This window comes from Mesorhizobium sp. 128a (assembly GCF_053848025.1).
The window spans coordinates 29,715-52,752 of sequence record NZ_JBSPKY010000022.1 but is presented as its reverse complement, the minus strand read 5'-3'; the positions used below and the strand labels follow the sequence as shown (position 1 = coordinate 52,752).

Below are 23,038 nucleotides of genomic sequence, written 5' to 3'. Positions count from 1 at the left end.
ACCTCTGGTCAGTTCGCCGCCGCGGTCTGCGCGGCGCCGATGGATGCGGTGACATTGGTGACGAGCGCCTTGACCGACTGGGCCGTGGCATCGAAGACGGGGGCGGGATAGACGCCGAAGAAGATGACCAGCACGACCAGCGGGTAGATGATCGCCTTCTCGCGCGTCGAGAGATCGAGCAGACCCTTCAGGCTTTCCTTGGTCAGCGCGCCGAAGATCACCCGCCGGTAGAGCCAGAGCGCGTAAGCCGCCGACAGGATGACGCCGGTGGCGGCGAAGAAGGCCACCCAGGTGTTGACCTTGAACACGCCAAGCATGGTGAGGAATTCGCCGACGAAACCTGACGTGCCGGGCAGGCCGACATTGGCCATGGTGAAGACCATGAACACGGTGGCGTATTTCGGCATGTTGTTGACCAGCCCGCCATAGGCGTCGATCTCGCGCGTATGCATGCGGTCGTAGATGACGCCGACGCACAGGAACAGCGCGCCGGAGACGAGGCCGTGACTGAGCATCTGGAAGATCGCGCCCTGCACGCCTTCCTGGTTCATGGCGAAGATGCCCATGGTGACGAAGCCCATATGGGCGACTGAGGAATAGGCGATCAGCTTTTTCATGTCCTCCTGCATCAGCGCCACCAGCGAGGTGTAGATGATGGCAACGACCGACAGCGTGAACACCAGCGGCGCAAACATCTCCGACGCCAGCGGGAACATCGGCAGGGAGAAGCGCAGGAAGCCGTACCCGCCCATCTTCAGAAGGATGGCGGCCAGGATCACCGAACCGGCCGTCGGCGCTTCGACGTGAGCGTCGGGCAGCCAGGTGTGCACCGGCCACATCGGCATCTTCACCGCGAAGGAGGCGAAGAAGGCCAGCCATAGCCAGGTCTGCATATTGGCCGGGAAATTGTGCGTCAGAAGCGTCGGGATGTCGGTGGTGCCGGACTGGAAGAACATCGCCATGATGGCGAGCAGCATCAGCACCGAGCCGGCGAGCGTGTAGAGGAAGAACTTGAACGAGGCATAGACGCGGCGCTTGCCGCCCCAGACGCCGATGATGATGAACATCGGGATCAGGCCGGCTTCGAAGAAGACGTAGAACAGCACGATGTCGAGCGCGCAGAACACGCCGATCATCAGCGTTTCCAGGAGCAGGAAGGCAATCATGTAGGCCTTGACGCGCTTGTCGATCGCTTCCCACGACGCCAGGATGCAGAGCGGCATCAGGAACGTCGTCAGGATGACGAACAGCATCGAAATGCCGTCGACGCCCATATGGTAGGAGATGCCGGAATCCAGCCAGGCGTATTTCTCGACGAACTGGAAGCCGGCCTGAGAATTGTCGAAGCCGGTCCAGATGAACAGCGACACCAGGAAGACGAATGCCGTCGTCGAGAATGCGATGGCGCGGATGTTGCGGCGCGCATTCGGGCTGTCATCCCTGATCGGCAGGATCAGCAGCACACCCACCAGCGGCAGGAAGGTGACCAGCGAGAGGATTGGCACGGCGGTCATCAGAGCATCATCCAGGTGACGAGTGCGGCCACGCCGATCAGCATGGCGAAGGCATAGTGATAGAGGTAGCCGGTCTGCAGCTTGACGACGCGGTTGGTGACGTCGACGACGCGCGCCGATACTCCGTCCGGACCGAGCCCATCAATGATGGCGCCATCGCCGGTCTTCCACAGGAACCGGCCCAGCGCCTTGGCAGGGCGCACGAACACCACGTCATAGAGCTCGTCGAAATACCACTTGTTGAGCAGGAAGGCGTAGAGCAGGCGATGGTTGGCGGCCACACTCCGGGGCAATTCCGGCGAGCGTATGTAGAACTTCCAGGCGACGGCAAAGCCGATGACCATGGCGACGAACGGTGCCAGCTCGACCCACAAGGGCAGTTCGTGGATCTCGTGCAGGATGTGGTTGTCCGGCAGCGTGAACAGCGACACCTTCCAGAACTCGGCATAGCCCTCGCCGATGAAGGCGCCGTGGAAGATGATGCCGGCAAACAGCGCACCGGCCGCCAGGATGAACAGCGGCACCAGCATCACCGGCGGCGATTCATGGACATGGTGCATGACCTCGTGGCTCGCCCGCGGCTCGCCGTGGAAAGTCATGAAGATCAGCCGCCAGGAGTAGAAGGAGGTGAAGCAGGCCGCGATGACCAGCAGGATGAAGGCGAGGCCGGCGACCGAATTGTGCCCGGCAAAGGCAGCCTCGATGATGGCATCCTTGGAGAAGAAGCCGGCGGTGCCGATGACTGTCACCGGAATGCCGACGCCGGTCAGCGCCAGCGTGCCGACCACCATCATCCAGTAGGTCTTCGGAATGAGCTTCCGGAGACCACCCATCCTGCGCATGTCCTGCTCGTCGGAGACGGCATGGATGACCGAGCCCGAACCGAGGAACAGCAGCGCCTTGAAGAAGGCATGTGTGAACAGATGGAAGATGGCCGCGCCATAGGCGCCGACGCCGAGCGCTACAAACATGTAGCCGAGCTGCGAGCAGGTCGAATAGGCGATGACGCGCTTGATGTCGTTCTGGACGAGACCGACGGTGGCGGCGAAGAAAGCGGTGAAGGCGCCGATGAAAGTCACCACCGTCAGCGCCGAATGCGACAGCTCGAACAGCGGCGACAGGCGCGCCAGCATGAACACGCCGGCGGTCACCATGGTGGCGGCATGGATGAGCGCGGAGACCGGCGTCGGGCCCTCCATGGCGTCCGGCAGCCAGGTGTGCAACGGCACCTGCGCCGACTTGCCCATGGCGCCCATGAACAGCAGCAGGCAGACGATGGTCATGGCGGAATGCTTGTCGAGTGCATAGCCGAGGAAGGTCAGCACAGCAGCACCGTGCTCAGCGCCTTCGGCCGGAATGAAGGTCGCGGCATTGGCAAAGATGGTGCCGAGATTGACCGAGCCGAACAAAACGAAGACGCCGAAAATGCCGAGAGCGAAGCCGAAATCGCCGACGCGATTGACGACGAAGGCCTTGATGGCGGCAGCGTTGGCCGATGGTTTTTTGTACCAGAAGCCGATCAGCAGATAGGAGGCGAGACCCACCCCTTCCCAGCCGAAGAACATCTGCACCAGATTGTCGGCCGTCACCAGCATCAGCATGGCGAAGGTGAACAGCGACAGATAGGCAAAGAAGCGCGGCCGGTTCGGATCGTGGTGCATGTAGCCGATCGAGTAGATGTGGACCAGCGCCGAAACGGTGTTGACGACGACCAGCATCACCACGGTCAGCGTATCGACCCTGAGCGCCCAGGAGGCGTCGAGGCCGCCGGACTGGATCCAGCGCAGCACCGGCACGGTGAACACTTCGCCTTCGCCGAAGCCGACGGAGAAGAAGGCGACCCAGGACAGCACGGCAGAGATCACCAGGAAGCCCGAGGTGATGTATTCGGATGCCTTGGCGCCGAGCGAATTGCCGAACAGGCCGACGATCAGGAAGCCGAGCAGCGGAAGGAAGACGATCGCTTGATACATGTTAGCCCCGTCAACCCTTCATCTGGTTCACGTCTTCGACCGCGATCGAGCCGCGGTTGCGGAAGAAGACGACGAGAATGGCAAGTCCGATAGCCGCTTCGGCGGCAGCGACCGTCAGCACGAACAGGGCGAAGACCTGTCCGACGAGATCGCCGAGTGCCGCCGAAAAGGCGACGAAATTGATGTTGACCGCCAACAGGATCAGCTCGACCGACATCAGGATGACAATGATGTTCCTGCGGTTCAGGAAGATGCCGAACACGCCGAGCGTGAACAGGATCGCCGATACGGTCAAGTAATGTGCGATGCCGACGACCATCTCAGAGCCCCTCGCCCGACTTGACCTTGCGGATTTCCATGCCCGTTGCCGGCGTGCGGCCGACCTGGGCTGCGATCGACTGCCGCTTGACCCCTTCCTTGTGACGCAGCGTCAGCACGATGGCGCCGATCATGGCGACCAGCAGCACGAGGCCCGAAATCTGGAAGTAGTAGAGGTAGTCCGTATAGAGGATGTCGCCGAGGGCGGCCGTGTTTGTCCGCGCGGCGAGATCCGGAATGGGCTTTGAGACAGGCGACGCCAGTTGCGGCGCGAAGGTGTAGCCGCCGAGCACCACGATCAGCTCCGCCGCCAGGATCAACCCGACCAGCGCGCCGACAGGCGCATACTGCAGGGCACCCTCCTTCATCTCGGCGAAGTCGACATCGAGCATCATGACGACGAACAGGAACAGCACCATCACGGCGCCGACATAGACGACGAGCAGGATCATCGCCAGGAACTCGGCGCCGGTCAGCATGAACAGGCCGGCGGCATTGAAGAAGGTCAGGATCAGGAACAGCACGGAATGCACGGGGTTACGCGACGAAATGACCATGAAGGCCGACGCCACCGCGACAAAGGCGAAGAGGTAGAAAAAGGCCGCCTCTAGTCCACTCAGCATTGGGGATCCCCCGGGTTCCTGTCCGAAACAGGACGCTCGTCCTGTTCGATATTTGCGACCGCCTCCGGCCGGCAAGTTGCGTGTTCCTTAGACGAGGCCCCTCGCCCCGTCCATGCGTCAAATGTCAGCGGTAGGGCGAGTCCAGCGAGATGTTGCGCGCCAGTTCGCGCTCCCACCGGTCGCCATTCGCCAGCAGCCTGTCCTTGTCGTAGTAAAGTTCCTCGCGCGTCTCCGTCGCGAATTCGAAATTCGGTCCCTCGACGATGGCATCGACCGGGCAGGCTTCCTGGCAGAAGCCGCAATAGATGCACTTCACCATGTCGATGTCGTAGCGCACGGTGCGCCGCGTGCCGTCATTGCGGCGCGGGCCGGCCTCGATGGTGATCGCCTGCGCCGGGCAGATCGCTTCGCACAGCTTGCAGGCGATGCAGCGTTCCTCGCCATTGGGATAGCGGCGCAGCGCGTGCTCGCCACGGAAGCGCGGGCTGACCGGCCCCTTCTCGTGCGGATAGTTGATCGTCTCCTTCGGCGCGAAGAATTGGCGCACCGACAGGAAGAAGGCGCTGACGAAATCCTGCAGCAGCAGCGATTTGGCGGCTTGGCCGAGAGCGGACATCACGCAAACCCCGTGATCTTGAGGAAGGCTGCGGTGAGAACCACCATCGCCAGCGAGATCGGCAGGAAGACCTTCCAGCCCAGCCGCATCAGCTGGTCGTAGCGGTAGCGCGGCACGAAGGCCTTCACCATCGAGAACATGAAGAACATCAGGCAGATCTTGAGCACGAACCAGATCACGCCGGGCACCCAGGTGAAGGGCGCGAAGTCGAACGGCGGCAGCCAGCCGCCGAGGAACAGGATCGTCGCCAGCGCGCACATCAGCACCACTGCGACATATTCGCCGAGGAAGAACAGCAGGAACGGCGTCGAGGAATATTCGACCATGTGACCGGCAACAAGTTCCGATTCGGCTTCCACGAGGTCGAAGGGCGGCCGGTTGGTTTCGGCCAGCGCCGAGATGAAGAAGATGACGAACATCGGGAACAGCGACAGCCAATGCCAGTCGAGGAAGGTGTTGGACAGGCCAAGCTTGGTGCCCAGGCCGTCCTGTTGCGACATGACGATGTCCGACAGGTTGAGTGAGCCAACGCACAGAAGCACGGTGACGATGACGAAGCCGATCGAGACTTCGTAGGACACCATTTGCGCCGCCGAGCGCAGCGCGCCGAGGAACGGGTATTTCGAGTTGGACGCCCAGCCGCCCATGATCACGCCATAGACTTCGAGCGAGGAGATGGCGAAGACGTAGAGGATGCCGACATTGACGTTGGCGATCGCCCAGCCATCGCTGACGGGGATAACCGCCCAGGCCGAGATCGCCAGCACGGCGGAAACCAATGGCGCCAGGAGAAAAACGCCCTTGTTGGCGCCGGACGGGATCACCGGCTCCTTGAACACGAATTTCAACAGGTCGGCGAAGGCCTGCAGCGTGCCCCAGGGGCCGACGACGTTCGGGCCGCGGCGCAGCTGCACCGCCGCCCAGATCTTGCGGTCGGCATAAAGCAGATAGGCGACGCCGATGAGCAGGACAACGATGAGGAGCACCGACTCGGCCACAATCCAGAACGCCGGCACCACATAGAGGGAGAAGAAAGTGTCCATGCTTATTCCGCCGCCTGCTTGAAGCCGCTCTTCGCCAGCGCCGAGCATTCCGCCATGACGGCGGAGGCCCGTGCGATCGGGTTGGTCAGATAGAAATCCGCGACCGGCGAGGTGAAAGTGCCCTTGTTCAGCCGCCCGCCGAGCTTCGCCACCTTGGCGATATCATCGGCACTGCCTGCCTCGACATGGTCGATGCGGGCGAGATGCGGATATTCGCCATAGAGCTTGGCGCGCAGTTGCTGCAGCGAATCGAAGGGCAGCTTCTTGCCCAGCACATCTGACAGCGCCCGCATGATGGCCCAGTCTTCGCGCGCATCGCCCGGCGCGAAGCCGGCGCGGTTGGTCTGCTGCACGCGTCCCTCGGTGTTGACATAGGTGCCTGACTTTTCGGTGTACGCGGCGCCCGGCAGGATGACATTGGCGCGATGCGCGCCGGCGTCACCATGGGTGCCGACATAGACGACGAAGGCGCCGCCGGTCTTTGACATGTCGATCTCGTCGGCGCCGAGCAGGAACAGCACGTCGCTGTCGCCGAGCATGCCGGCGACATTCTTGCCGCCCTCGCCCGGTACGAATCCGACATCGAGGCCGCCGACGCGGGCCGCCGCATTGTGCAGCACGGCAAAGCCGTTCCAGTCGGCCCGCGCCGCGTTGAGGGCAGCGGCGAGCTTGGCCGCCTGGCCGAGCACGGCGGCTCCGTCGGCGCGCGCCAACGCGCCCTGGCCGACAATGATCAGCGGATGCGTCGCCTTCTTCAGCACCTGGAAGAACTTGCCGTTGCCGTCGGCCAGATCCTTCAGCGATTCCGGACCGGCGCCTAGCTGCTCGTATTCATAACGTGTGTCGCCGACCTCGCCAATGACGCCGACCGGCAGATTGCCGATGCGCCAGCGCTTGCGGATGCGGGCGTTGAGCACCGAGGCCTCGAAGCGCGGATTGGCGCCGATGATCAGCACAGCGTCGGCCAGCTCGATGCCCTCGATGGTCGGGTTGAAGATGTAGCTGGCGCGGCCCAGCGCCGGATCGAGTGCTGCGCCATCCTGGCGGCAATCGGTGTTCTTCGAGCCGAGCGAAGCCATGAGCTGCTTCAGCGCGTAGATTTCCTCAACCGCAGCCAGATCGCCGGCAATCGCGCCAATCTTTTCGGGCGCAGCCTTGGACACCGCATCCTTGATCGCGGCGAACGCTTCCGCCCAGCTTGCGGGGGCGAGCTTGCCGTCCTTGCGCACATAGGGGCGATCGAGGCGCTGCGTGCGCAGGCCGTCCCAGATGAAACGGGTCTTGTCGGAAATCCACTCCTCGTTCACCGCCTCGTTGACGCGCGGCAGGATGCGCATCACTTCGCGGCCGCGGCTATCGACGCGGATCGCCGAGCCGACGGCGTCCATCACGTCGATGGATTCGGTCTTGGTGAGCTCCCACGGCCGCGCCTGGAAGGCGAACGGCTTTGAGGTCAGCGCGCCGACCGGGCAAAGGTCGATGACGTTGCCCTGCAGCTCCGAGGTCATGGCGCTTTCGAGATAGGTGGTGATCTCGGCATCCTCGCCGCGGCCGATCAGGCCGAGCTCGGAAATGCCGGCAACTTCCGTGGTGAAGCGGACGCAGCGCGTGCAGTGGATGCAGCGGTTCATCACCGTCTTGACCAGCGGGCCGATATACTTGTCTTCGACGGCGCGCTTGTTCTCGTGATAGCGCGAGGAATCGACGCCGAAGGCCATGGCCTGGTCCTGCAGGTCGCATTCGCCGCCCTGGTCGCAGATCGGACAATCCAGCGGATGGTTGATCAGCAGGAATTCCATCACGCCTTCCCGGGCCTTCTTGACCATCGGCGTGTTGGTGAAGATTTCCGGCGTTTCGCCATTCGGGCCCGGGCGCAGGTCGCGCACGCCCATGGCACAGGAGGCCTGCGGCTTGGGCGGTCCGCCCTTCACCTCGATCAGGCACATGCGGCAATTGCCGGCGATCGACAGCCGCTCATGGAAGCAGAAGCGCGGCACTTCCGCGCCCGCGTCCTCGGCCGCCTGCAGCAGCGTGTAGTGGTCGGGTACAGTGATTTCTTTCCCGTCGACCTTGAGCTTTGCCATCAATTGCCCCCGGCGGTCTGCGCCGTCTCATATGCCTGAAACAGATCGCGCAACCTGATGCCATTGATCATCATGCCGGCGACTTCAGCGTTTTCTATCTTCACGTTGCTCATATTCACATTGGTGAAAAACGCGTTCGAGAGGTTCGCGTCGTCCACCACGGCCGCCGACAGGTTGACGTTGTGAAACTGCGTGTTCGACAGGTTCACATCGTCAAATCTGGAGTTGCTGACGATGGCATTACGCACATCGAGAACTTCGCTCCTGTCGTGGACATCCATACCTGCCCCCTACCTCTTCGCCTTGGCGGCGAGCGTCAGCGCCGCCGCCTGGCGGGTCCACTCGTCGCGGCCGATGCGGCCCTTGAGCGACAGGTAATCCTCGACCCAGGCGATCTCTTCCGGCGTCCACGCAGCGACCTGGCCAAAGGTCCAGATGCCGAGGCCGTTCAGCACTTTTTCCAGCTTCGGCCCGACGCCCGTTATTGCCTTGAGATCCGACGGCTTGGACGGACGGGCAATGGTCTTGGGCTGCCTGAAATCCTCCGGCATCAACCCGGTCGCCGCGTCTTCGGCAACCGGATCCGCCTTCTCCGGCTCGGCATTGACGGTGCGGGCGGCAATATCGGTCACGTCCTGGGCAAAGGTCTGCGCCTCGGCGATCAGGGTCTTGGTCGCGGCGCGCGCCTTGGTGGCGGGGGCGGTCTCCGAGTAACGCTCGGCGCGCTGGTCGAAATCGTCGATGATCGGCTGGAAAATCCGCTGCGAAGCCTCGGCCGCGCCCGACAAGGCGCCCAGCCAAACGCCAAAGGCATGGTTGGCGAGGCCGAAGCCCAGCGCCGACATGGCGGCGGCACCGGCGACAGGATGCGCGAGAAGGTTGACGGCGCTGGCCATCTCCTTCGGCATCATCCTGGTCAAATCCTGGTTCATCTTCTCAAGCTGGTCCAAATTGGGCATCAAAGGGTTCGAATACGGCGCCATAGAATTCTCCTGGTCGTTTCTTCGTTTGCCCCGCCCCATGCCTTTAGTCTTGGGCTTGCGCCCGTATTTCAAAAGTCGTCGTCTATTCCGCCGCCACCATCACCGGTTCGGCCCGGTGCGCGTTGCGGGAAAACTCGTCGATGCGCCGCTCCACCTCGCCGCGGAAATGCCGCATCAGGCCCTGGATTGGCCATGCCGCCGCATCGCCCAGCGCGCAGATCGTGTGGCCTTCCACCTGCTTGGTGACGTCGAGCAGCATGTCGATCTCGCGCTTCTGTGCTTCCCCGCGCACCAGCCGCTCCATCACCCGCCACATCCAGCCGGTGCCCTCGCGGCACGGCGTGCACTGGCCGCAGCTTTCGTGCTTGTAGAAATAGGAAAGCCTTGCGATCGCCTTCACGATATCGGTCGACTTGTCCATGACGATGACAGCAGCCGTGCCGAGGCCCGATTTGAGGTCGCGCAGCGCGTCGAAATCCATCGGCGCGTCGATGATCTGCTCGGCCGGAACCAGCGGCACCGAAGCGCCGCCCGGAATGACCGCGAGCAGATTGTCCCAGCCGCCGCGAATGCCGCCGCAATGCGTCTCGATCAGCTCGCGGAACGGGATCGACATCGCTTCTTCGACGGTACACGGATTGTTGACGTGGCCCGAGATGCAAAACAGCTTGGTGCCGACATTATTGGGCCGGCCGAAGGATGAGAACCAGGCCGCACCCCGGCGCAAAATGGTCGGCGCCACTGCGATCGATTCGACATTGTTCACCGTTGTCGGACAACCGTACAAGCCGACATTGGCCGGGAATGGCGGCTTCAGGCGCGGCTGGCCCTTCTTGCCTTCGAGGCTTTCCAGAAGTGCCGTTTCCTCGCCGCAGATGTAGGCGCCGGCGCCGTGATGCATGTAGATATCGAAATCGTAGCCGGACGTGTTGTTCTTGCCGATCAGCTTGGCCTCATAGGCCTCGTCGATGGCGCGCTGCAGCGCCTCGCGCTCGCGGACGAACTCGCCGCGCACATAAATGTAGGCGGCGACCGCGCCCATGGCGAAACCGGCGATGAACGAGCCCTCGACCAGCGTGTGCGGATCGTTGCGCAGAATGTCGCGGTCCTTGCACGTGCCTGGCTCGGATTCGTCAGCGTTGACAACGAGATAGCTCGGCCTTCCGTCGCTCTGCTTGGGCATGAACGACCATTTCAGCCCGGTCGGGAAGCCGGCGCCGCCACGGCCGCGCAGGCCGGACGCCTTCATCTCGTTGACGATCCATTCGCGCCCCTTGGCGATGATGCCGGGCGTGTTGTCCCAGGCGCCACGCGCCATGGCGCCGGCCAGCGACTTGTCGAAGAGGCCGTAGATGTTGTTGAAGATGCGGTCTTTATCCTGAAGCATTGTTCGTCCCTCAGACCGGCTTCTTGCCGAAGACGCGGATGTATTCGGCGACGCCGCCCTTGGCGAGCGCCTTGGCCTGGCCGACCCAGTCGTCGCGGTCGATACGGCCCTGGAAGGCGAGATAGCCGTCCACCCAGTCGCGCTCGGCCTTCTTCCAGGAGGCGACCTGCGCGAAGGTGAAGATGCCCAGCGTATGCAGGACGCCCTCGATCTTCGGGCCGACGCCCGAGATCAGCTTGAGGTCGTCGACGGCGGCCGGCCTGACGATGCCGGCCGGGCGGTTCTTGTCTTCCAGCGACGGTTTTGCCGGCTTGGCGGCTGGTATCTTGACTTCCGGCGCCTTGAAGGCAGCCGCCGGCTCGGCTTTGTTCCTGGGGCCGCTACGCTGTTTCGAGACCTCCTCGACTTCCGGCGCAGCCAGATTGGCATTGGCAGCCGAATGCAGCGGTGCGGCAACGCTCGCTGCTTTTTCCACCTCGGGCGCGACCTTGACCGGCGATGGCGACTTCAGAGCCGGGCTGGTCTCTGGAGCATCGGTCTTTGGCTTGCCGGCCTTGGACGGCGCAACCGGCGCTGCGGCCGGCGCCTGCGAAACCGTAGCGGCCGGCGCAACTGCGGCTGGCGCCGCTTTGGCAGCCTTGGTCGCCGCCTTGGCTTCCTTGTCGCGCGTCGCCTTGAGGATCGCCTTTTCGCTCTTCAGCGTCGTCAGGCCAGGCGCCGGCTCGGAGCCGGTTCGACCGTTCTGCGGTCCCGTGGGGACCGTGGCACCCTTGCCGGCATCGTAGAGATCGATGATTTCGGCCAGCCGCTCGGGGGTCAAATCCTCGAACGTGTCCTTGAAGACCATGACCATCGGTGCGTTGACGCAGGCGCCAAGGCATTCGACCTCCTCCCACGACAGCGTGCCCTTGTCGTTGGTGTGGAACTGGTCGTGGTGGATTTTCGAACGGCACACATCCATCAGCGCTTCCGACCCGCGCAGCATGCAGGGCGTGGTGCCGCAGACCTGGATATGGGCACGAGTTCCGACCGGGTTGAGCTGGTATTGCGTGTAGAAGGTCGCGACCTCGAGCCCGCGGATGCGCGGCATGCCGAGCATATCCGAGATGGTCTCGATCGCCGCCTTGGTGACCCAGCCTTCCTGCTCCTGTGCGATCATCAGCAAAGGAATGATCGCCGACTGCTCGCGGCCCTTCGGATATTTCTTGATCCATTGCTTGGCCACCGCCGCATTCGCCCGGTTGAAGGCGAAGGACGCTGGCTGGACGCTGGCTTCTGCGAGACGGCGGACTGACATTTAGCGATCGACCTCACCAAACACGATGTCGAGGGAGCCGAGAACGGCGGTGACGTCGGCCAGCATGTGACCGCGGCAGAGGAAATCCATGGCTTGCAGATGCGCGAAACCGGGGGCGCGCAGCTTGCAGCGATAGGGCTTGTTGGTGCCGTCGGAGACGAGATAGACGCCGAACTCGCCCTTCGGCGCCTCGACCGCCGCATAGACCTCCCCGGCCGGCACGCGATAACCCTCGGTGTAGAGCTTGAAGTGGTGGATCAGCGCTTCCATCGAGCGCTTCATGGCCTGGCGCTTGGGTGGCACCACCTTGCCGTCGAGGTTCGATACCGGGCCGGTGCTTTCCTTGCCGAGCAGAAGGTCGACGCACTGACGCATGATCTTGGCCGACTGGCGCATTTCTTCCATGCGCACGAGGTAACGATCGTAGCAGTCACCGTTCTTACCGATCGGGATGTCGAAATCCATCTCGGAATAGCACTCATAGGGCTGCGACTTGCGCAGGTCCCAGGCAGCGCCCGAACCGCGCACCATGACGCCCGAAAAACCCCAGGCCCAGGCATCGGCCAGCGACACCGTGCCAATATCGACATTGCGCTGCTTGAAGATGCGGTTGCCGGTGAGCAGCTTGTCGAGATCGTCAAGCGACTTCAGGAACGGATCGATCCACTTGCCGATGTCCTCGACCAGTTTCGCCGGCAGGTCCTGGTGGACGCCGCCCGGACGGAAATAGGCCGCATGCATGCGCGAACCCGAGGCCCGCTCATAGAACACCATCAGCTTTTCGCGTTCGACGAAGCCCCACAGCGGCGGCGTCAGCGCGCCGATATCGAGCGCCTGCGTCGTCACATTGAGGATGTGCGACATGATGCGGCCGATCTCGCAATAGAGCACGCGGATCAGCTGGCCGCGCTTCGGCACCTCGATGCCGAGCAGCCGCTCGGCGGCAAGCGCGAAGGCATGCTCCTGGTTCATCGGCGCGCAATAATCGAGCCGGTCGAGATAGGGCACCGCCTGCAGATAGGTCTTGTGCTCGATCAGCTTTTCGGTGCCGCGGTGGAGCAAGCCGATATGCGGATCTACGCGGTCGACCACTTCGCCGTCCAACTCAAGAACCAACCTCAAAACACCATGCGCCGCAGGGTGTTGAGGTCCGAAGTTGATGTTAAAATTGCGGACGGAGGTTTCGGCCATTCTGGCGCCTCAATTCGTCTTGGCTTTTTCGTCCCCGGGCAGCACGTAGTCGGTGCCTTCCCACGGGGAAAGAAAATCGAAATTGCGGAATTCCTGCTTCAGCTCGACAGGCTCATAGATCACGCGCTTGGCTTCGTCGTCGTAGCGCACTTCGACAAACCCGGTCAGCGGAAAATCCTTGCGCAGCGGATGACCCTCGAAACCGTAGTCGGTGAGGATGCGGCGCAGATCCGGATGGCCCGAGAACAGCACCCCGTAGAGATCGTAGGTCTCGCGCTCGAACCAGTCGGCGCCGGGATAAACTGATGTCAGCGACGGCACCAGCGTCGCTTCGTCGGCCTGGACCTTGATGCGGATGCGCAAATTCTGCTTCGGCGACAACAGATGATAGACGACGTCGAAGCGCTTGGCGCGCGACGGGTAGTCGGCGCCGCAGACATCGATGATCGAGATGAACTGACAGCCCGCATCGTCGCGCAGGAAGGTCGCCACGTCGATCAGGTCGCCGGGCTCGACCGAGATCGTCAGTTCGCCATAGGCCGGCACCGCGTCATGGACGCGATGCGGCAGCTTTTCGCCGAGATAGGTCGACAGTTCACTAAGGGATGCGGCCATGGATTTACCGTTCGATCGTGCCGGTGCGGCGGATCTTCTTCTGCAGCAGAAGAATGCCGTAGAGCAGCGCTTCGGCGCTCGGCGGGCAGCCGGGGACATAGATGTCGACCGGCACGACGCGGTCGCAGCCGCGCACCACCGAATAGGAATAGTGGTAATAGCCGCCGCCATTGGCGCAGGAGCCCATCGAGATGACGTAGCGCGGCTCCGGCATCTGGTCGTAGACCTTGCGCAGCGCAGGGGCCATCTTGTTGGTCAGCGTGCCGGCGACGATCATGATGTCGGACTGGCGCGGAGACGCGCGCGGCGCAACACCGAACCGCTCCGAATCGTAGCGCGGCATCGACGTGTGGATCATCTCGACGGCGCAGCAGGCCAGACCGAAGGTCATGAACATCAGCGAACCGCTGCGCGCCCAGGTGATCAGCGCCTCGGTCGAGGTGACCAGAAAGCCCTTGTCGGCGAGTTCATTGTTGATCTCGAGGAAGAACGGATCGTCAGAACCGACCGGGCGACCGGTATTGGGGTCGATCAGGCCTTTGGGCTTCGGCGCAACGAGCGTACCGGAACTGTCGTTCAATCCCATTCCAGCGCTCCTTTTTTCCATTCATAGGCAAAGCCGATGGTCAGCACCGCCAAAAACACCATCATCGACCAGAAACCGAGCATGCCGATCTTCGAGAACGACACCGCCCACGGAAACAGGAAGGCCACTTCCAGGTCGAAGATGATGAACAGGATCGACACCAGGTAGAAGCGGATGTCGAACTTCATGCGGGCATCGTCGAACGAGTTGAAGCCGCACTCATAGGCGGAAAGCTTTTCCGGGTCGGGACTGCGGTAGGCCACCAGGAACGGCGCTATGATAAGCACCAGGCCAATGACCGCCGCCACGGCGATGAAGAGGACGATGGGCAGGTACGAACTGAGCAGTGCGTTCATGCTGCGGCTTCCCTTGGCGGCCAATCCACGTTGATTACAGCAACCAACCCTAATGCGGAAGCGTGACAGTTTAACCGCTGAACCGTTTTAGGTGCCTATGCTGCAACGCGGCGAGGGTTAGCGCAGGGCTTTCGGCGAAGCAAGTCAAACCTTGTTCAAAACGCAGTGCTGGACGGCAGGTCGGGAAAAACTGGTCCGATCCGCTCTTGTTTGATTTCCTTCACTTTTTACTCCACTTTTGTCTCCTGACATGTCTCCCGCCACAAGCCTGCTAGCATGGCCGGAATCACCGGCTAAAAATACGGCAACAGGACCAGGGGCAAAGGTATCTTGATGAAGGACAAAATATCGCTCGCCATGGCCAGGCGGATCGCCCTTGGCGCGCAGGGTTTTACCGACCCGCGCCCAGGCGGCACACCGGACCGCCGCCACCTCGCCCGCGTGCTCTCGCGCACCGGCCTCTTGCAGATCGATTCCGTCAGCGCCGTGGTGCGCGCCCACTACATGCCGCTCTACTCCCGCCTTGGCCCCTACCCGCTTGCCTTGCTCGACAATGCCGCCGTCACCCGCAAGCGCACCGTGTTCGAATACTGGGCGCACGAGGCCTCGTTCCTGCCGGTCGAGACCTGGCCTTTGATGCGCTGGCGCATGCAGCGCGCCGAGAGCGGCGACGAAATGTATCTGGGGCTGGCCAAATGGGGCCGCGAACATGCCTCCTATATCGAGGAGATCTACCGCGCGGTCGCCGAGCGCGGCCCGATCGCTGCTTCCGCGCTCGAAGGCCAGAAGGGCTCTGGCGGCTGGTGGGGCTGGAGCCACGCCAAGCACGCCTTTGAATGGCTGTTCTGGGCCGGGCGCATCACCACCGCCCACCGTCGCGGCTTCGAGCGCTTCTACGACCTGCCCGAGCGCGTCCTGCCGCAGGCGATCCTCGATATGCCCGTGCCGACAGCGGAGGACGCACACCGCGAATTGCTGCGCATTTCCGCCCGCGCCCACGGCATCGCGACCTCCGGCGACCTGCGCGACTATTTCCGCCTGTCGCCGGCCGACATGAAGGGCCGGCTGGAGGAACTGGTCGAGTTAGGCGAACTGCTGCCGATGCGCGTCGAAGGCTGGGACAAGCCGGCTTACTTCCACCGGGACGCCCGCATCCCCCGAAAAATCGAGGCCCGCGCCCTGCTGGCTCCGTTCGATCCGGTCGTCTTCGAGCGCTCGCGCAGCGAGCGCCTCTTCGATTTCCACTACCGCATCGAGATCTACACCCCGGCCGACAAGCGGCAATACGGCTACTACGTCCTGCCCTTCCTGCTGGGCGACCGGATCGTGGCGCGCGTCGACCTCAAGGCCGATCGGCCCGCCAGCGTGCTTCGCGTCCACGCCGCCTATGCCGAACCCGGCGCGCCGCCTGACACCGTCGCCCAACTCTTCGAGGAATTGAAGCAGATGCAAGGCTGGCTTGAACTGGAAAGCATGCAAATCACGCCGGCCGGCGATCTTGGGCAGCCTTTAGCCGACATCGCCGTGTCGTAGCCGTGCGTTGACACCGCTGCCCGCAAAAGCCTAAATCCGCTCCAGACGGTCCCTTGCCCGCAACGGCAGGGGCTAAGAGGGAATGCGGTGCGAGGTGAAAATCTCAAATCCGCGGCTGTCCCCGCAACTGTAAGCGAAGAGCCAAGGCCGAATGCCACTGGGTAACACCGGGAAGGCGGCTAACCAAGGCGACGACTCGCGAGCCAGGAGACCTGCCGTCTGAGACAAAGTATCCGATCGCCCGGCGGGTTTCCGGGCAAGGAGCCCGGTTTTTGGACCAGAACAGCAGATTTTCGGCTGGCACAGCGGATTTTTCGCCCGCCGATAGCGATGCCTTGTCGGGCGTCACCGTCGTCGTCTGCGCCTCCTGCCGCGACGAGACCGGTTCCGACGCCCATCCCCGCGCCGGCGAACTGCTGGCCGGCGACACGCGCCGCGCCGCATCCGATGACGACATCCGCGTCCGCACCGTCGAATGCCTCGGCAATTGCAAGCGCCGGCTCAGCGCCGCGATCCTGCGCGATGGCTGCTGGAGCTATGTCTTCGGCGATCTGACCGCGACCAGCGGCGCCGATCTCGTCACCGGCGCAAAGCTTTTCGCCACCTCGACCGACGGCCTCATGCCCTGGCGCGGCCGGCCCGATAGCCTCAAGCGCGGCCTCGTTGCCCGCATCCCGCCCCTCGACGTGCTGAAGGACTGACCATGACCGCTTCCGTTTCCCGTGTTCCCTGCACTGTCGTCACCGGCTTCCTCGGCGCCGGCAAGACGACGCTGGTCCGCCATCTCCTCGAAAACGCGGGGGGCAAGCGCATTGCCATCATCGTCAACGAGTTCGGCGACATCGGCATCGACGGCGAGATCCTGAAAGGCTGCGGCATCGACACCTGCCCCGAGGAAAACATCGTCGAACTGGCCAATGGCTGCATCTGTTGCACCGTTGCCGACGATTTCGTGCCGGCGCTCGATCAGATCCTGGCGCTGACCCCGAAGGTCGACCACATCCTGATCGAGACATCGGGCCTGGCTCTGCCCAAGCCGCTGGTCCAGGCGTTCCAGTGGCCCAGCGTGAAGAGCCGGGTGACGGTCGACGGCGTTATCGCCGTGGTCGACGGCCCGGCGCTGGCCGAAGGCCGCGTCGCCAACGACATGGACGCGCTTCAGGCGCAACGCGTGGCTGACGAAACGCTCGATCACGACGATCCGGTCGAGGAAGTCTTCGAGGACCAGATCGCCTGCGCCGACCTGATCATCCTGTCGAAGAGCGATTTGATGGACGCCGCCGGTTCGACCCGCGCCAACGCCATCATCAATGAGCACTCCGCCCGGGCCGTAAAAATCGTGCCGACCGCGCATGGCAAGGTCGACCCCTCGGTGCTGCTCGGCCTCGGCCTCGCCGTCGAGGACGACATCGAGAACCGCAAGTCGCATCATGACGGCGCCTTCGACCACGAGCATGACGATTTCGACACCTTCATTGTCGACATTCCCTCGATCGCCAATCCGGATGACCTGGCAAAGCGTGTCGCCACCGTTGCCGAGGAAGAGAATGTGTTGCGCGTCAAAGGTTTCGTCGATGTCGGCGGCAAGCCGATGCGGCTTTTGCTGCAGGCCGTCGGCCCGCGCGTCAATCATTACTATGACCGCGCCTGGACCGCCGAGGACGACCGCCGCTCGCGCCTCGTCGTCATCGGGCTGAAGGGGCTGAACCGCCCGGCGATCGAGGCTATACTGGCCGGCTGACGCGAAAACACGGGCAGCGATGCATATACTCACGACCACATCCGCCTCGCTCGACGATCTCGCCGAGCCAGTTGATCTCAGGCAGACGCCGGCGGATATCGTGGCGCTGTCCTTCACCGATAGCGACCTCGCCGGCCTCGCGGCGGCATGGAAGGCCGATACCGCCCGCCTGCCCTCGATGCGGCTGGCGGCGCTCCGCGACCTGCGACACCCCATGTCCGTCGACCTCTGGGTCGACAGTGTCGCCCGCCACGCCAAGGTGATCTTGGTGCGCATCCTCGGCGGCTACGACTGGTGGCGCTATGGCTGCGACCAGCTTGCCGCGACTGCTCGTGAGCGGGGCATAAACCTGGCGCTGCTGCCTGGCGAAAGCCATGACGAGGATCTCAGGCTGATCGAAGCCTCGACGCTGCCGCGCGCGGAACTGGACGCCTTGCTCGGCTATTTCCGCGAGGGCGGTCCGGCAAATATGAGCGCGCTGGTGCATAGGCTGGCGGGATTGGCTGGAACGGATGCGGCAGCGGCTGAGCCGGTGGCTGTGCCTAAGGCTGGTTATTATGAGCCGGGCCGCGGCGTCGTCCCCCTCCCCCTCGAGGGGAGGGTCCGGCCGCAGGCCGGGGGTGGGGTCGCCGGTGAAGTGCGCCGACTTTCTAAGGCGCCGCGATTTCAAGAAGCGTCGAACCCAGTCGCCCCGACCCCACCCGGCCCTTCGGGCCACCCTCCCCTCGAGGGGGAGGGAAAGGTCATCCCCATCCTCTTCTACCGCTCGATGCTGCTCGCCGCCGATGTCGCGCCGATCGACGCGCTGGTCGAAGCGCTCCGCCTGCGAGGCCTCGCCCCGGTCCCGATCTTCGTCTCCAGCCTGAAAGACGCAACCTCTCTGGCCTTCGTCGAACCTGCCCTGGCCGCCCTGAACCCCACCGCCATCATCACCGCGACCGCTTTCGCCTCCGGCGCCGAGCCAGGCGTCGAAACCCTGTTCGACCGCGCCGGCGTGCCGGTCTTCCAGGTCATCGTCGCCACCACACGCCGCGACGTCTGGGACAGGAACCAGCGCGGCCTGGCGCCCGCCGACCTCGCCATGCATGTCGTGCTGCCCGAACTCGACGGCCGCATCCTCGCCGGCGCGATTTCCTTCAAGGGCGAGAGCGAGACCGATCCCGCACTCGGCCACCGCGCCTTCGCCAACCGGCCGGAGCCGGATCGTGTGGAGCAGGTCGCGGACAGGGTAGCGGCCTTCATCCGGTTGCAGGAGACAGCTCTCGCCGAGCGCAAGCTGGCGATCCTGATTCCGGATTATCCGAGTGCGCCCGGCCGCACCGGCTATGCCGTGGGCCTGGATGTGCCGTCCAGCGTGCTGGCGATGCTGCATGACCTGAAGGCGCAGGGCTATGCGGTTGAAGGGATTCCGCAAACGCCGCGAGGGCTGCTGGATCTGCTGGAGCGGAGCGGCGACGGGCTGGAGGTGGAGAAGTATCGCCACTTCTCGAAGGGTCTGCCGGTTAAAGCTATTGCTGCGGTAGAGGCGGCGTGGGGAAAGGCAGAAGAGATAAGTTTGCGCGAGGCACCCCCCTCTGTCCTGCCGGACATCTCCCCCGCAAGGGGGGAGATCAGCGGTTCCGCCAACCGCGCAACACCATCGTTGGCGATTGGCGAAATCCCAGAAGCCGAATTGATCTCCCCCCTTGCGGGGGAGATGTCCGGCAGGACAGAGGGGGGTGTGAAGGAACGCCAATCATCGGCGAGCACCCCACATTTCCCCTTCCGCGCCGCGACCTTCGGCAACATCACCGTGGCTCTGGTCCCCGACCGCGGCCGTTCCGCCGACCGCCGCGCCGATTACCATGACCCGACGCTGCCGCCGCGCCACGACCTCGTCGCCTTCGGTCTGTGGCTGCGCAAATCGCTCGGCATCCACGCCCTCATCCATGTCGGCGCCCATGGCACACTGGAATGGCTGCCCGGCAAGACCGTGGCGCTCTCGGAAAACTGCTTTCCCGAGATCGTCACTGGTCCCCTGCCCGTCATCTATCCCTTCATCGTCTCCAACCCGGGCGAGGCCGCACAGGCGAAGCGGCGCATCGCCGCTGTCACGCTTGGCCATTTGCCGCCACCGCTGGCCGGTGCTGGCCTCGACGAGGAGCAGCACAGACTGGAACGGCTGGTCGACGAATACGCCCAGGCCGACGGCCTCGACCGTCGCCGCCGCGATCGTCTGGCGAAACTGATCGTCGACACCGCCCAAAAAACCGGCCTCGCCTCCGAAGCCGGCGTCGCCAGAACCGATGCGCCGGACGAGGCGCTGCGCCGCATCGATGCCTGGCTCTGCGACCTCAAGGATTTCGCCATCAAGGACGGGCTGCACATTTACGGTCGCGCGCCCGGCGACGAACCCGACGCCATGCGCCGCCAAAGCGCGCAAGCCGAGAAGGCAGCGCTGCTGGCGGCGCTCGACGGCCGCCACATCAAGGCAGGCCCGGCCGGCGCCCCCGCGCGAGGCCGCTCCGACGTGCTGCCCACCGGCCGCAATCTATTCACCTCCGACCCGCGCACCATGCCGACACCGACCGCCTGCGAACTCGGCAAGGCAGCGGCAGAGGAAGTCGTGCGCGGCTACCTGCAATCGCATGGCGACTGGCCGCGCTCGCTGGTCATCGATCTCTGGGGTTCGGCCTCGCTGCGCACCGGCGGTGAGGAGATCGCGCAAGGGCTGGCGCTGATGGGCTGCCGGCCGCAATGGGATTCTGCCACCGGCCGCATCACCGGCATCGAGGTGCTGCCGCCGGCGACGCTCGGCCGCCCGCGCGTCGATGTCACCTGGCGCATATCGGGCCTGTTCCGCGACATGTTCCCGACCCAGATCGCGCTGATCGATGCCGCCGCCAACGCTGTCGCCGCCCGCGATGAGGACGATTTGGAAAACCCGCTTGCCGCCAGGACACGCGCTGACGGCAGGATCAGTCCGCGCATTTTCGGCACCTCGCCCGGCACATACGGCGCCGGCGTCGAGGATCTTCTGTCCAGCGGCGACTGGGGCGCGCGCGAAGAAATCGGCCGCGCCTATCTCGATACCACATCGCATGCCTATGGCGGCGCCGACGGCGAAGGCATCGCCTCCCCCGGCGCCTTCGAGACCCGCATCGCCGAGGCCGATCTTCTCGTCCACACCGGCGACGATCCCGGCCGCGACATTCTGGAGGGCTCCGCCGATGTCGCCTTCATCGGCGGCTTTTCGGCCGCCTTGGCGGCCCTCGGCCGAAACGCCGACGTCATTGTCCTCGACACCACGGATCCGCAAAAGCCAAAGCCGCGTTCGGTCGGCGAAGCCGTGTCGCGGGTGGTGCGGGCGCGTGCCGTGAACGCCCGTTTCATCGCTGGCCAGATGCGGCACGGCCCGCGCGGCGCCTCCGAATTCGCCGAGACCGTCGACCGTCTCATCGGCTTTGCCGAGACCACGCACGCCATTTCCGGCGCGCTGATCGAGGCGGTGCACGACGCCTATGTCGGCGATCCCCTGGTGCGCGCCTTCATCTTGCGCGAAAACCCCGCCGCCGCGAAGGTGATCGCCGAGCGCTTCCTGTCGGCGCGCCGGCGCGGCCTCTGGCACCCCTTGCGCAATTCCATCGACGACGATCTCGCCGCGCTGATCGCTGAGGCCGAGGCGCTCGGGGTCGCCGCATGAACGCCTTCTCAAGGCGCGGCGCCTGCCCGGCTTTGTCGGCGCCGATGCAAACCGGTGACGGCCTGCTGGTGCGGCTCAACCCGGTTACTGGAGGACTTTCCCCCAAATCGTTGATCGGACTCTGCGAAGCCGCTCTGCGGCACGGCAACGGCATCATGGAAGTCACCGCGCGCGGCAGTTTGCAGATACGCGGGCTCACGGCGGAAAGTGCGGCGCTGCTGGCGGCGGAGGTCGACGCGCTGGGGATCACGGTGCGCGCTGGCGTGCCGGTCGAGACCGGGCCGCTGGCGGGCATCGATCCGCATGAGATCGCCGATCCGCGGGCTCTGGCCGAGCGGATCAGGATGGCGGTTGAGGAAGCCGGGCTAACGGCACGGCTGGGGCCGAAGGTTTCGGTGGTTGTCGACGGCGGCGCGCAGTTGACGCTGGATGCGGTGATCGCGGATGTCAGGCTGAGTGCGGTTCGCGCGGATGCTGGAATTCAGTGGCAAGTGTCTGTCGCGGGCGATGGGCACAGTGCAAGACCACTCGTCCTTGCCGACGAAAGTGCGGCGCGCGATATCGCTGTTGCCGCGCTGAGAATGATTGCCGAGAAAGGGCGTGAAGCCCATGCGAGGGATTTGTCAGAGAGGCAATTGGCCTCGCTCGCGGGTTGGCACTCTGTCGCGCCCCCCTCTGTCCTGCCGGACATCTCCCCCACAAGGGGGGAGATTGAGCTGTCGCCGGCGGTTTCGCCAATCTTCAACTTCGAAAGTGAAGAGCCGCCAGCGAAACTGCCAATCTCCCCCCTTGTGGGGGAGATGTCCGGCAGGACAGAGGGGGGCGCCGTAGAGCACCGTCCTGTGCTTACGCGATCCCCTATCGGAACCTTTGATCTCGCCCGCAACACCACCGCCCTCGGCATCGGCCTCCCCTACGGCAGCATGCCGGCCGACAAGCTCATCGCGCTTGCCCAACAGGCCCTCACCCTCGGCACATCAGGAATCCGCCTCGCCCCGAGTCGTGCTCTCCTCTTCCTCGGCCAGCCAGCCGCCGCCAACCACCTCCTCGAAGCCAAAGCAAAATCCCTCGGCTTCGTCACCTCCCCCGCCGATCCGCGCATCCGCATTGCCGCTTGTCCCGGCACCCCTGCCTGCGCCTCGGGCCACATCGCCACCCGCGACATCGCCGAGACGATCGCCGCGCAAAACGCCGACATCCTCGACTTCACCTTGCACATTTCCGGTTGCGCCAAGGGCTGCGCGCATCCCGGTCAGGCGGCGCTAACATTGGTCGGCGGCGAAAACGGAGCCGGACTTGTCGTGAACGCGACGGCAAAGGCCCTTCCTGCGGGCTACAGGCCGGGCTATGACGCCGCGCGCGGCATCGGTCGCATCGCCGCAATGGTCCGCAGCGCACGATATCAAGGCGAAACCGCCGCCGCCTGCCTGTCAAGGCTCGGGCCGGCGGCAATCGCCGAAACTTACCGACAGGCCCAAACTAAAAAACGGAAATGA

20 protein-coding genes and 1 riboswitch are annotated in these 23,038 nt (G+C 64.1%); of the genes, 5 read left to right on the top strand and 15 right to left on the bottom strand.

Going from position 1 to position 23,038, the window contains the following annotated elements:
• Positions 1-8 precede the first annotated feature (8 nt).
• The 15 genes from ACWTU9_RS28110 to ACWTU9_RS28040 form a co-directional block, all read right to left on the bottom strand.
• Positions 9-1,514 carry an NADH-quinone oxidoreductase subunit M gene (locus tag ACWTU9_RS28110; RefSeq protein WP_455861163.1) on the bottom strand — a complete coding sequence of 502 codons (1,506 nt, stop codon included), beginning with the start codon at positions 1,512-1,514 and terminating at the stop codon, positions 9-11.
• Positions 1,514-3,487, bottom strand: a complete 1,974-nt coding sequence (nuoL, locus tag ACWTU9_RS28105) for an NADH-quinone oxidoreductase subunit L (RefSeq protein WP_455861162.1) — start codon at positions 3,485-3,487, stop codon at positions 1,514-1,516. The genes ACWTU9_RS28110 and nuoL overlap by 1 nt, the downstream gene beginning before the upstream one ends.
• Positions 3,488-3,497: 10 nt before the next feature.
• Positions 3,498-3,806, bottom strand: a complete 309-nt coding sequence (gene nuoK, locus ACWTU9_RS28100; protein WP_454587910.1) for an NADH-quinone oxidoreductase subunit NuoK — start codon at positions 3,804-3,806, stop codon at positions 3,498-3,500.
• Between the two features lies 1 nt (position 3,807).
• Positions 3,808-4,428, bottom strand: a complete 621-nt coding sequence (locus ACWTU9_RS28095) for an NADH-quinone oxidoreductase subunit J (protein ID WP_455861161.1) — start codon at positions 4,426-4,428, stop codon at positions 3,808-3,810.
• A gap of 124 nt (positions 4,429-4,552) precedes the next feature.
• Positions 4,553-5,044, bottom strand: coding sequence for an NADH-quinone oxidoreductase subunit NuoI (gene nuoI, locus ACWTU9_RS28090; protein WP_455861160.1), 492 nt, complete (start codon positions 5,042-5,044; stop codon positions 4,553-4,555).
• On the bottom strand, positions 5,044-6,087 hold the full coding sequence (gene nuoH / locus ACWTU9_RS28085; protein ID WP_455861159.1) for an NADH-quinone oxidoreductase subunit NuoH: 1,044 nt from the start codon (positions 6,085-6,087) through the stop codon (positions 5,044-5,046). The genes nuoI and nuoH overlap by 1 nt, the downstream gene beginning before the upstream one ends.
• Positions 6,088-6,089: 2 nt before the next feature.
• Positions 6,090-8,171, bottom strand: coding sequence for an NADH-quinone oxidoreductase subunit NuoG (gene nuoG / locus ACWTU9_RS28080; protein ID WP_455861158.1), 2,082 nt, complete (start codon positions 8,169-8,171; stop codon positions 6,090-6,092).
• Positions 8,171-8,452: a pentapeptide repeat-containing protein gene (locus tag ACWTU9_RS28075; RefSeq protein ID WP_455861157.1), complete on the bottom strand. Its 282-nt coding sequence runs from the start codon at positions 8,450-8,452 to the stop codon at positions 8,171-8,173. Before ACWTU9_RS28075 ends, nuoG begins: the two co-directional genes overlap by 1 nt.
• Before the next feature lie 9 nt (positions 8,453-8,461).
• Positions 8,462-9,154, bottom strand: coding sequence for an NADH-ubiquinone dehydrogenase (locus ACWTU9_RS28070; protein WP_455861156.1), 693 nt, complete (start codon positions 9,152-9,154; stop codon positions 8,462-8,464).
• Positions 9,155-9,236: 82 nt separating this feature from the next.
• A complete protein-coding gene (nuoF, locus tag ACWTU9_RS28065; protein ID WP_192257651.1) occupies positions 9,237-10,541 on the bottom strand; it encodes an NADH-quinone oxidoreductase subunit NuoF in 1,305 nt (434 codons plus the stop codon).
• 10 nt (positions 10,542-10,551) lie between these two features.
• Positions 10,552-11,838 (bottom strand): NADH-quinone oxidoreductase subunit E, encoded by a 1,287-nt coding sequence (locus tag ACWTU9_RS28060; protein ID WP_455861155.1) that lies wholly within the window; start codon positions 11,836-11,838, stop codon positions 10,552-10,554.
• Positions 11,839-13,029 carry an NADH-quinone oxidoreductase subunit D gene (locus ACWTU9_RS28055; protein WP_192257655.1) on the bottom strand — a complete coding sequence of 397 codons (1,191 nt, stop codon included), beginning with the start codon at positions 13,027-13,029 and terminating at the stop codon, positions 11,839-11,841.
• A gap of 9 nt (positions 13,030-13,038) precedes the next feature.
• A complete protein-coding gene (locus ACWTU9_RS28050) occupies positions 13,039-13,644 on the bottom strand; it encodes an NADH-quinone oxidoreductase subunit C (RefSeq protein WP_455861154.1) in 606 nt (201 codons plus the stop codon).
• A gap of 4 nt (positions 13,645-13,648) precedes the next feature.
• Positions 13,649-14,230, bottom strand: a complete 582-nt coding sequence (locus ACWTU9_RS28045) for a NuoB/complex I 20 kDa subunit family protein (protein ID WP_095087216.1) — start codon at positions 14,228-14,230, stop codon at positions 13,649-13,651.
• Positions 14,221-14,586: an NADH-quinone oxidoreductase subunit A gene (locus ACWTU9_RS28040; protein ID WP_454577573.1), complete on the bottom strand. Its 366-nt coding sequence runs from the start codon at positions 14,584-14,586 to the stop codon at positions 14,221-14,223. Before ACWTU9_RS28040 ends, ACWTU9_RS28045 begins: the two co-directional genes overlap by 10 nt.
• A gap of 333 nt (positions 14,587-14,919) precedes the next feature.
• On the opposite strand from ACWTU9_RS28040, the gene ACWTU9_RS28035 reads away from it, so the two are divergent.
• The 5 genes from ACWTU9_RS28035 to cobG all read left to right on the top strand — a co-directional run bounded on the left by ACWTU9_RS28035 (position 14,920) and on the right by cobG (position 23,038).
• Positions 14,920-16,119, top strand: coding sequence for a winged helix-turn-helix domain-containing protein (locus tag ACWTU9_RS28035; protein WP_455861153.1), 1,200 nt, complete (start codon positions 14,920-14,922; stop codon positions 16,117-16,119).
• Between the two features lie 29 nt (positions 16,120-16,148).
• A riboswitch (cobalamin riboswitch) is annotated at positions 16,149-16,353 on the top strand.
• A 38-nt stretch (positions 16,354-16,391) separates the two neighbouring features.
• The gene (locus ACWTU9_RS28030) at positions 16,392-16,820 is read left to right on the top strand and encodes a DUF1636 family protein (RefSeq protein ID WP_455861152.1); all 429 of its coding nucleotides are present in this window, start codon (positions 16,392-16,394) and stop codon (positions 16,818-16,820) included.
• A gap of 2 nt (positions 16,821-16,822) precedes the next feature.
• Positions 16,823-17,860: a cobalamin biosynthesis protein CobW gene (cobW, locus tag ACWTU9_RS28025; protein ID WP_455861151.1), complete on the top strand. Its 1,038-nt coding sequence runs from the start codon at positions 16,823-16,825 to the stop codon at positions 17,858-17,860.
• Positions 17,861-17,879: 19 nt separating this feature from the next.
• Positions 17,880-21,542, top strand: coding sequence for a cobaltochelatase subunit CobN (locus ACWTU9_RS28020; RefSeq protein WP_455861150.1), 3,663 nt, complete (start codon positions 17,880-17,882; stop codon positions 21,540-21,542).
• The gene (gene cobG, locus ACWTU9_RS28015; RefSeq protein ID WP_455861149.1) at positions 21,539-23,038 is read left to right on the top strand and encodes a precorrin-3B synthase; all 1,500 of its coding nucleotides are present in this window, start codon (positions 21,539-21,541) and stop codon (positions 23,036-23,038) included. The genes ACWTU9_RS28020 and cobG overlap by 4 nt, the downstream gene beginning before the upstream one ends.

Bases quoted from the DNA above. Each gene is read 5' to 3' on its own strand.
- nuoI (WP_455861160.1), bottom strand. From the start codon at position 5,044: ATGTCCGCTCTCGGCCAAGCCGCCAAATCGCTGCTGCTGCAGGATTTC.
- ACWTU9_RS28035 (WP_455861153.1), top strand. From the start codon at position 14,920: ATGAAGGACAAAATATCGCTCGCCATGGCCAGGCGGATCGCCCTTGGC.
- cobW (WP_455861151.1), top strand. From the start codon at position 16,823: ATGACCGCTTCCGTTTCCCGTGTTCCCTGCACTGTCGTCACCGGCTTC.
- nuoG (WP_455861158.1), bottom strand. From the start codon at position 8,171: ATGGCAAAGCTCAAGGTCGACGGGAAAGAAATCACTGTACCCGACCAC.
- cobG (WP_455861149.1), top strand. From the start codon at position 21,539: ATGAACGCCTTCTCAAGGCGCGGCGCCTGCCCGGCTTTGTCGGCGCCG.
- nuoH (WP_455861159.1), bottom strand. From the start codon at position 6,087: ATGGACACTTTCTTCTCCCTCTATGTGGTGCCGGCGTTCTGGATTGTG.
- ACWTU9_RS28020 (WP_455861150.1), top strand. From the start codon at position 17,880: ATGCATATACTCACGACCACATCCGCCTCGCTCGACGATCTCGCCGAG.
- ACWTU9_RS28110 (WP_455861163.1), bottom strand. From the start codon at position 1,514: ATGACCGCCGTGCCAATCCTCTCGCTGGTCACCTTCCTGCCGCTGGTG.
- ACWTU9_RS28050 (WP_455861154.1), bottom strand. From the start codon at position 13,644: ATGGCCGCATCCCTTAGTGAACTGTCGACCTATCTCGGCGAAAAGCTG.
- ACWTU9_RS28095 (WP_455861161.1), bottom strand. From the start codon at position 4,428: ATGCTGAGTGGACTAGAGGCGGCCTTTTTCTACCTCTTCGCCTTTGTC.
- ACWTU9_RS28060 (WP_455861155.1), bottom strand. From the start codon at position 11,838: ATGTCAGTCCGCCGTCTCGCAGAAGCCAGCGTCCAGCCAGCGTCCTTC.
- ACWTU9_RS28075 (WP_455861157.1), bottom strand. From the start codon at position 8,452: ATGGATGTCCACGACAGGAGCGAAGTTCTCGATGTGCGTAATGCCATC.
- ACWTU9_RS28055 (WP_192257655.1), bottom strand. From the start codon at position 13,029: ATGGCCGAAACCTCCGTCCGCAATTTTAACATCAACTTCGGACCTCAA.
- ACWTU9_RS28040 (WP_454577573.1), bottom strand. From the start codon at position 14,586: ATGAACGCACTGCTCAGTTCGTACCTGCCCATCGTCCTCTTCATCGCC.
- nuoF (WP_192257651.1), bottom strand. From the start codon at position 10,541: ATGCTTCAGGATAAAGACCGCATCTTCAACAACATCTACGGCCTCTTC.
- nuoK (WP_454587910.1), bottom strand. From the start codon at position 3,806: ATGGTCGTCGGCATCGCACATTACTTGACCGTATCGGCGATCCTGTTC.
- ACWTU9_RS28045 (WP_095087216.1), bottom strand. From the start codon at position 14,230: ATGGGATTGAACGACAGTTCCGGTACGCTCGTTGCGCCGAAGCCCAAA.
- ACWTU9_RS28070 (WP_455861156.1), bottom strand. From the start codon at position 9,154: ATGGCGCCGTATTCGAACCCTTTGATGCCCAATTTGGACCAGCTTGAG.
- nuoL (WP_455861162.1), bottom strand. From the start codon at position 3,487: ATGTATCAAGCGATCGTCTTCCTTCCGCTGCTCGGCTTCCTGATCGTC.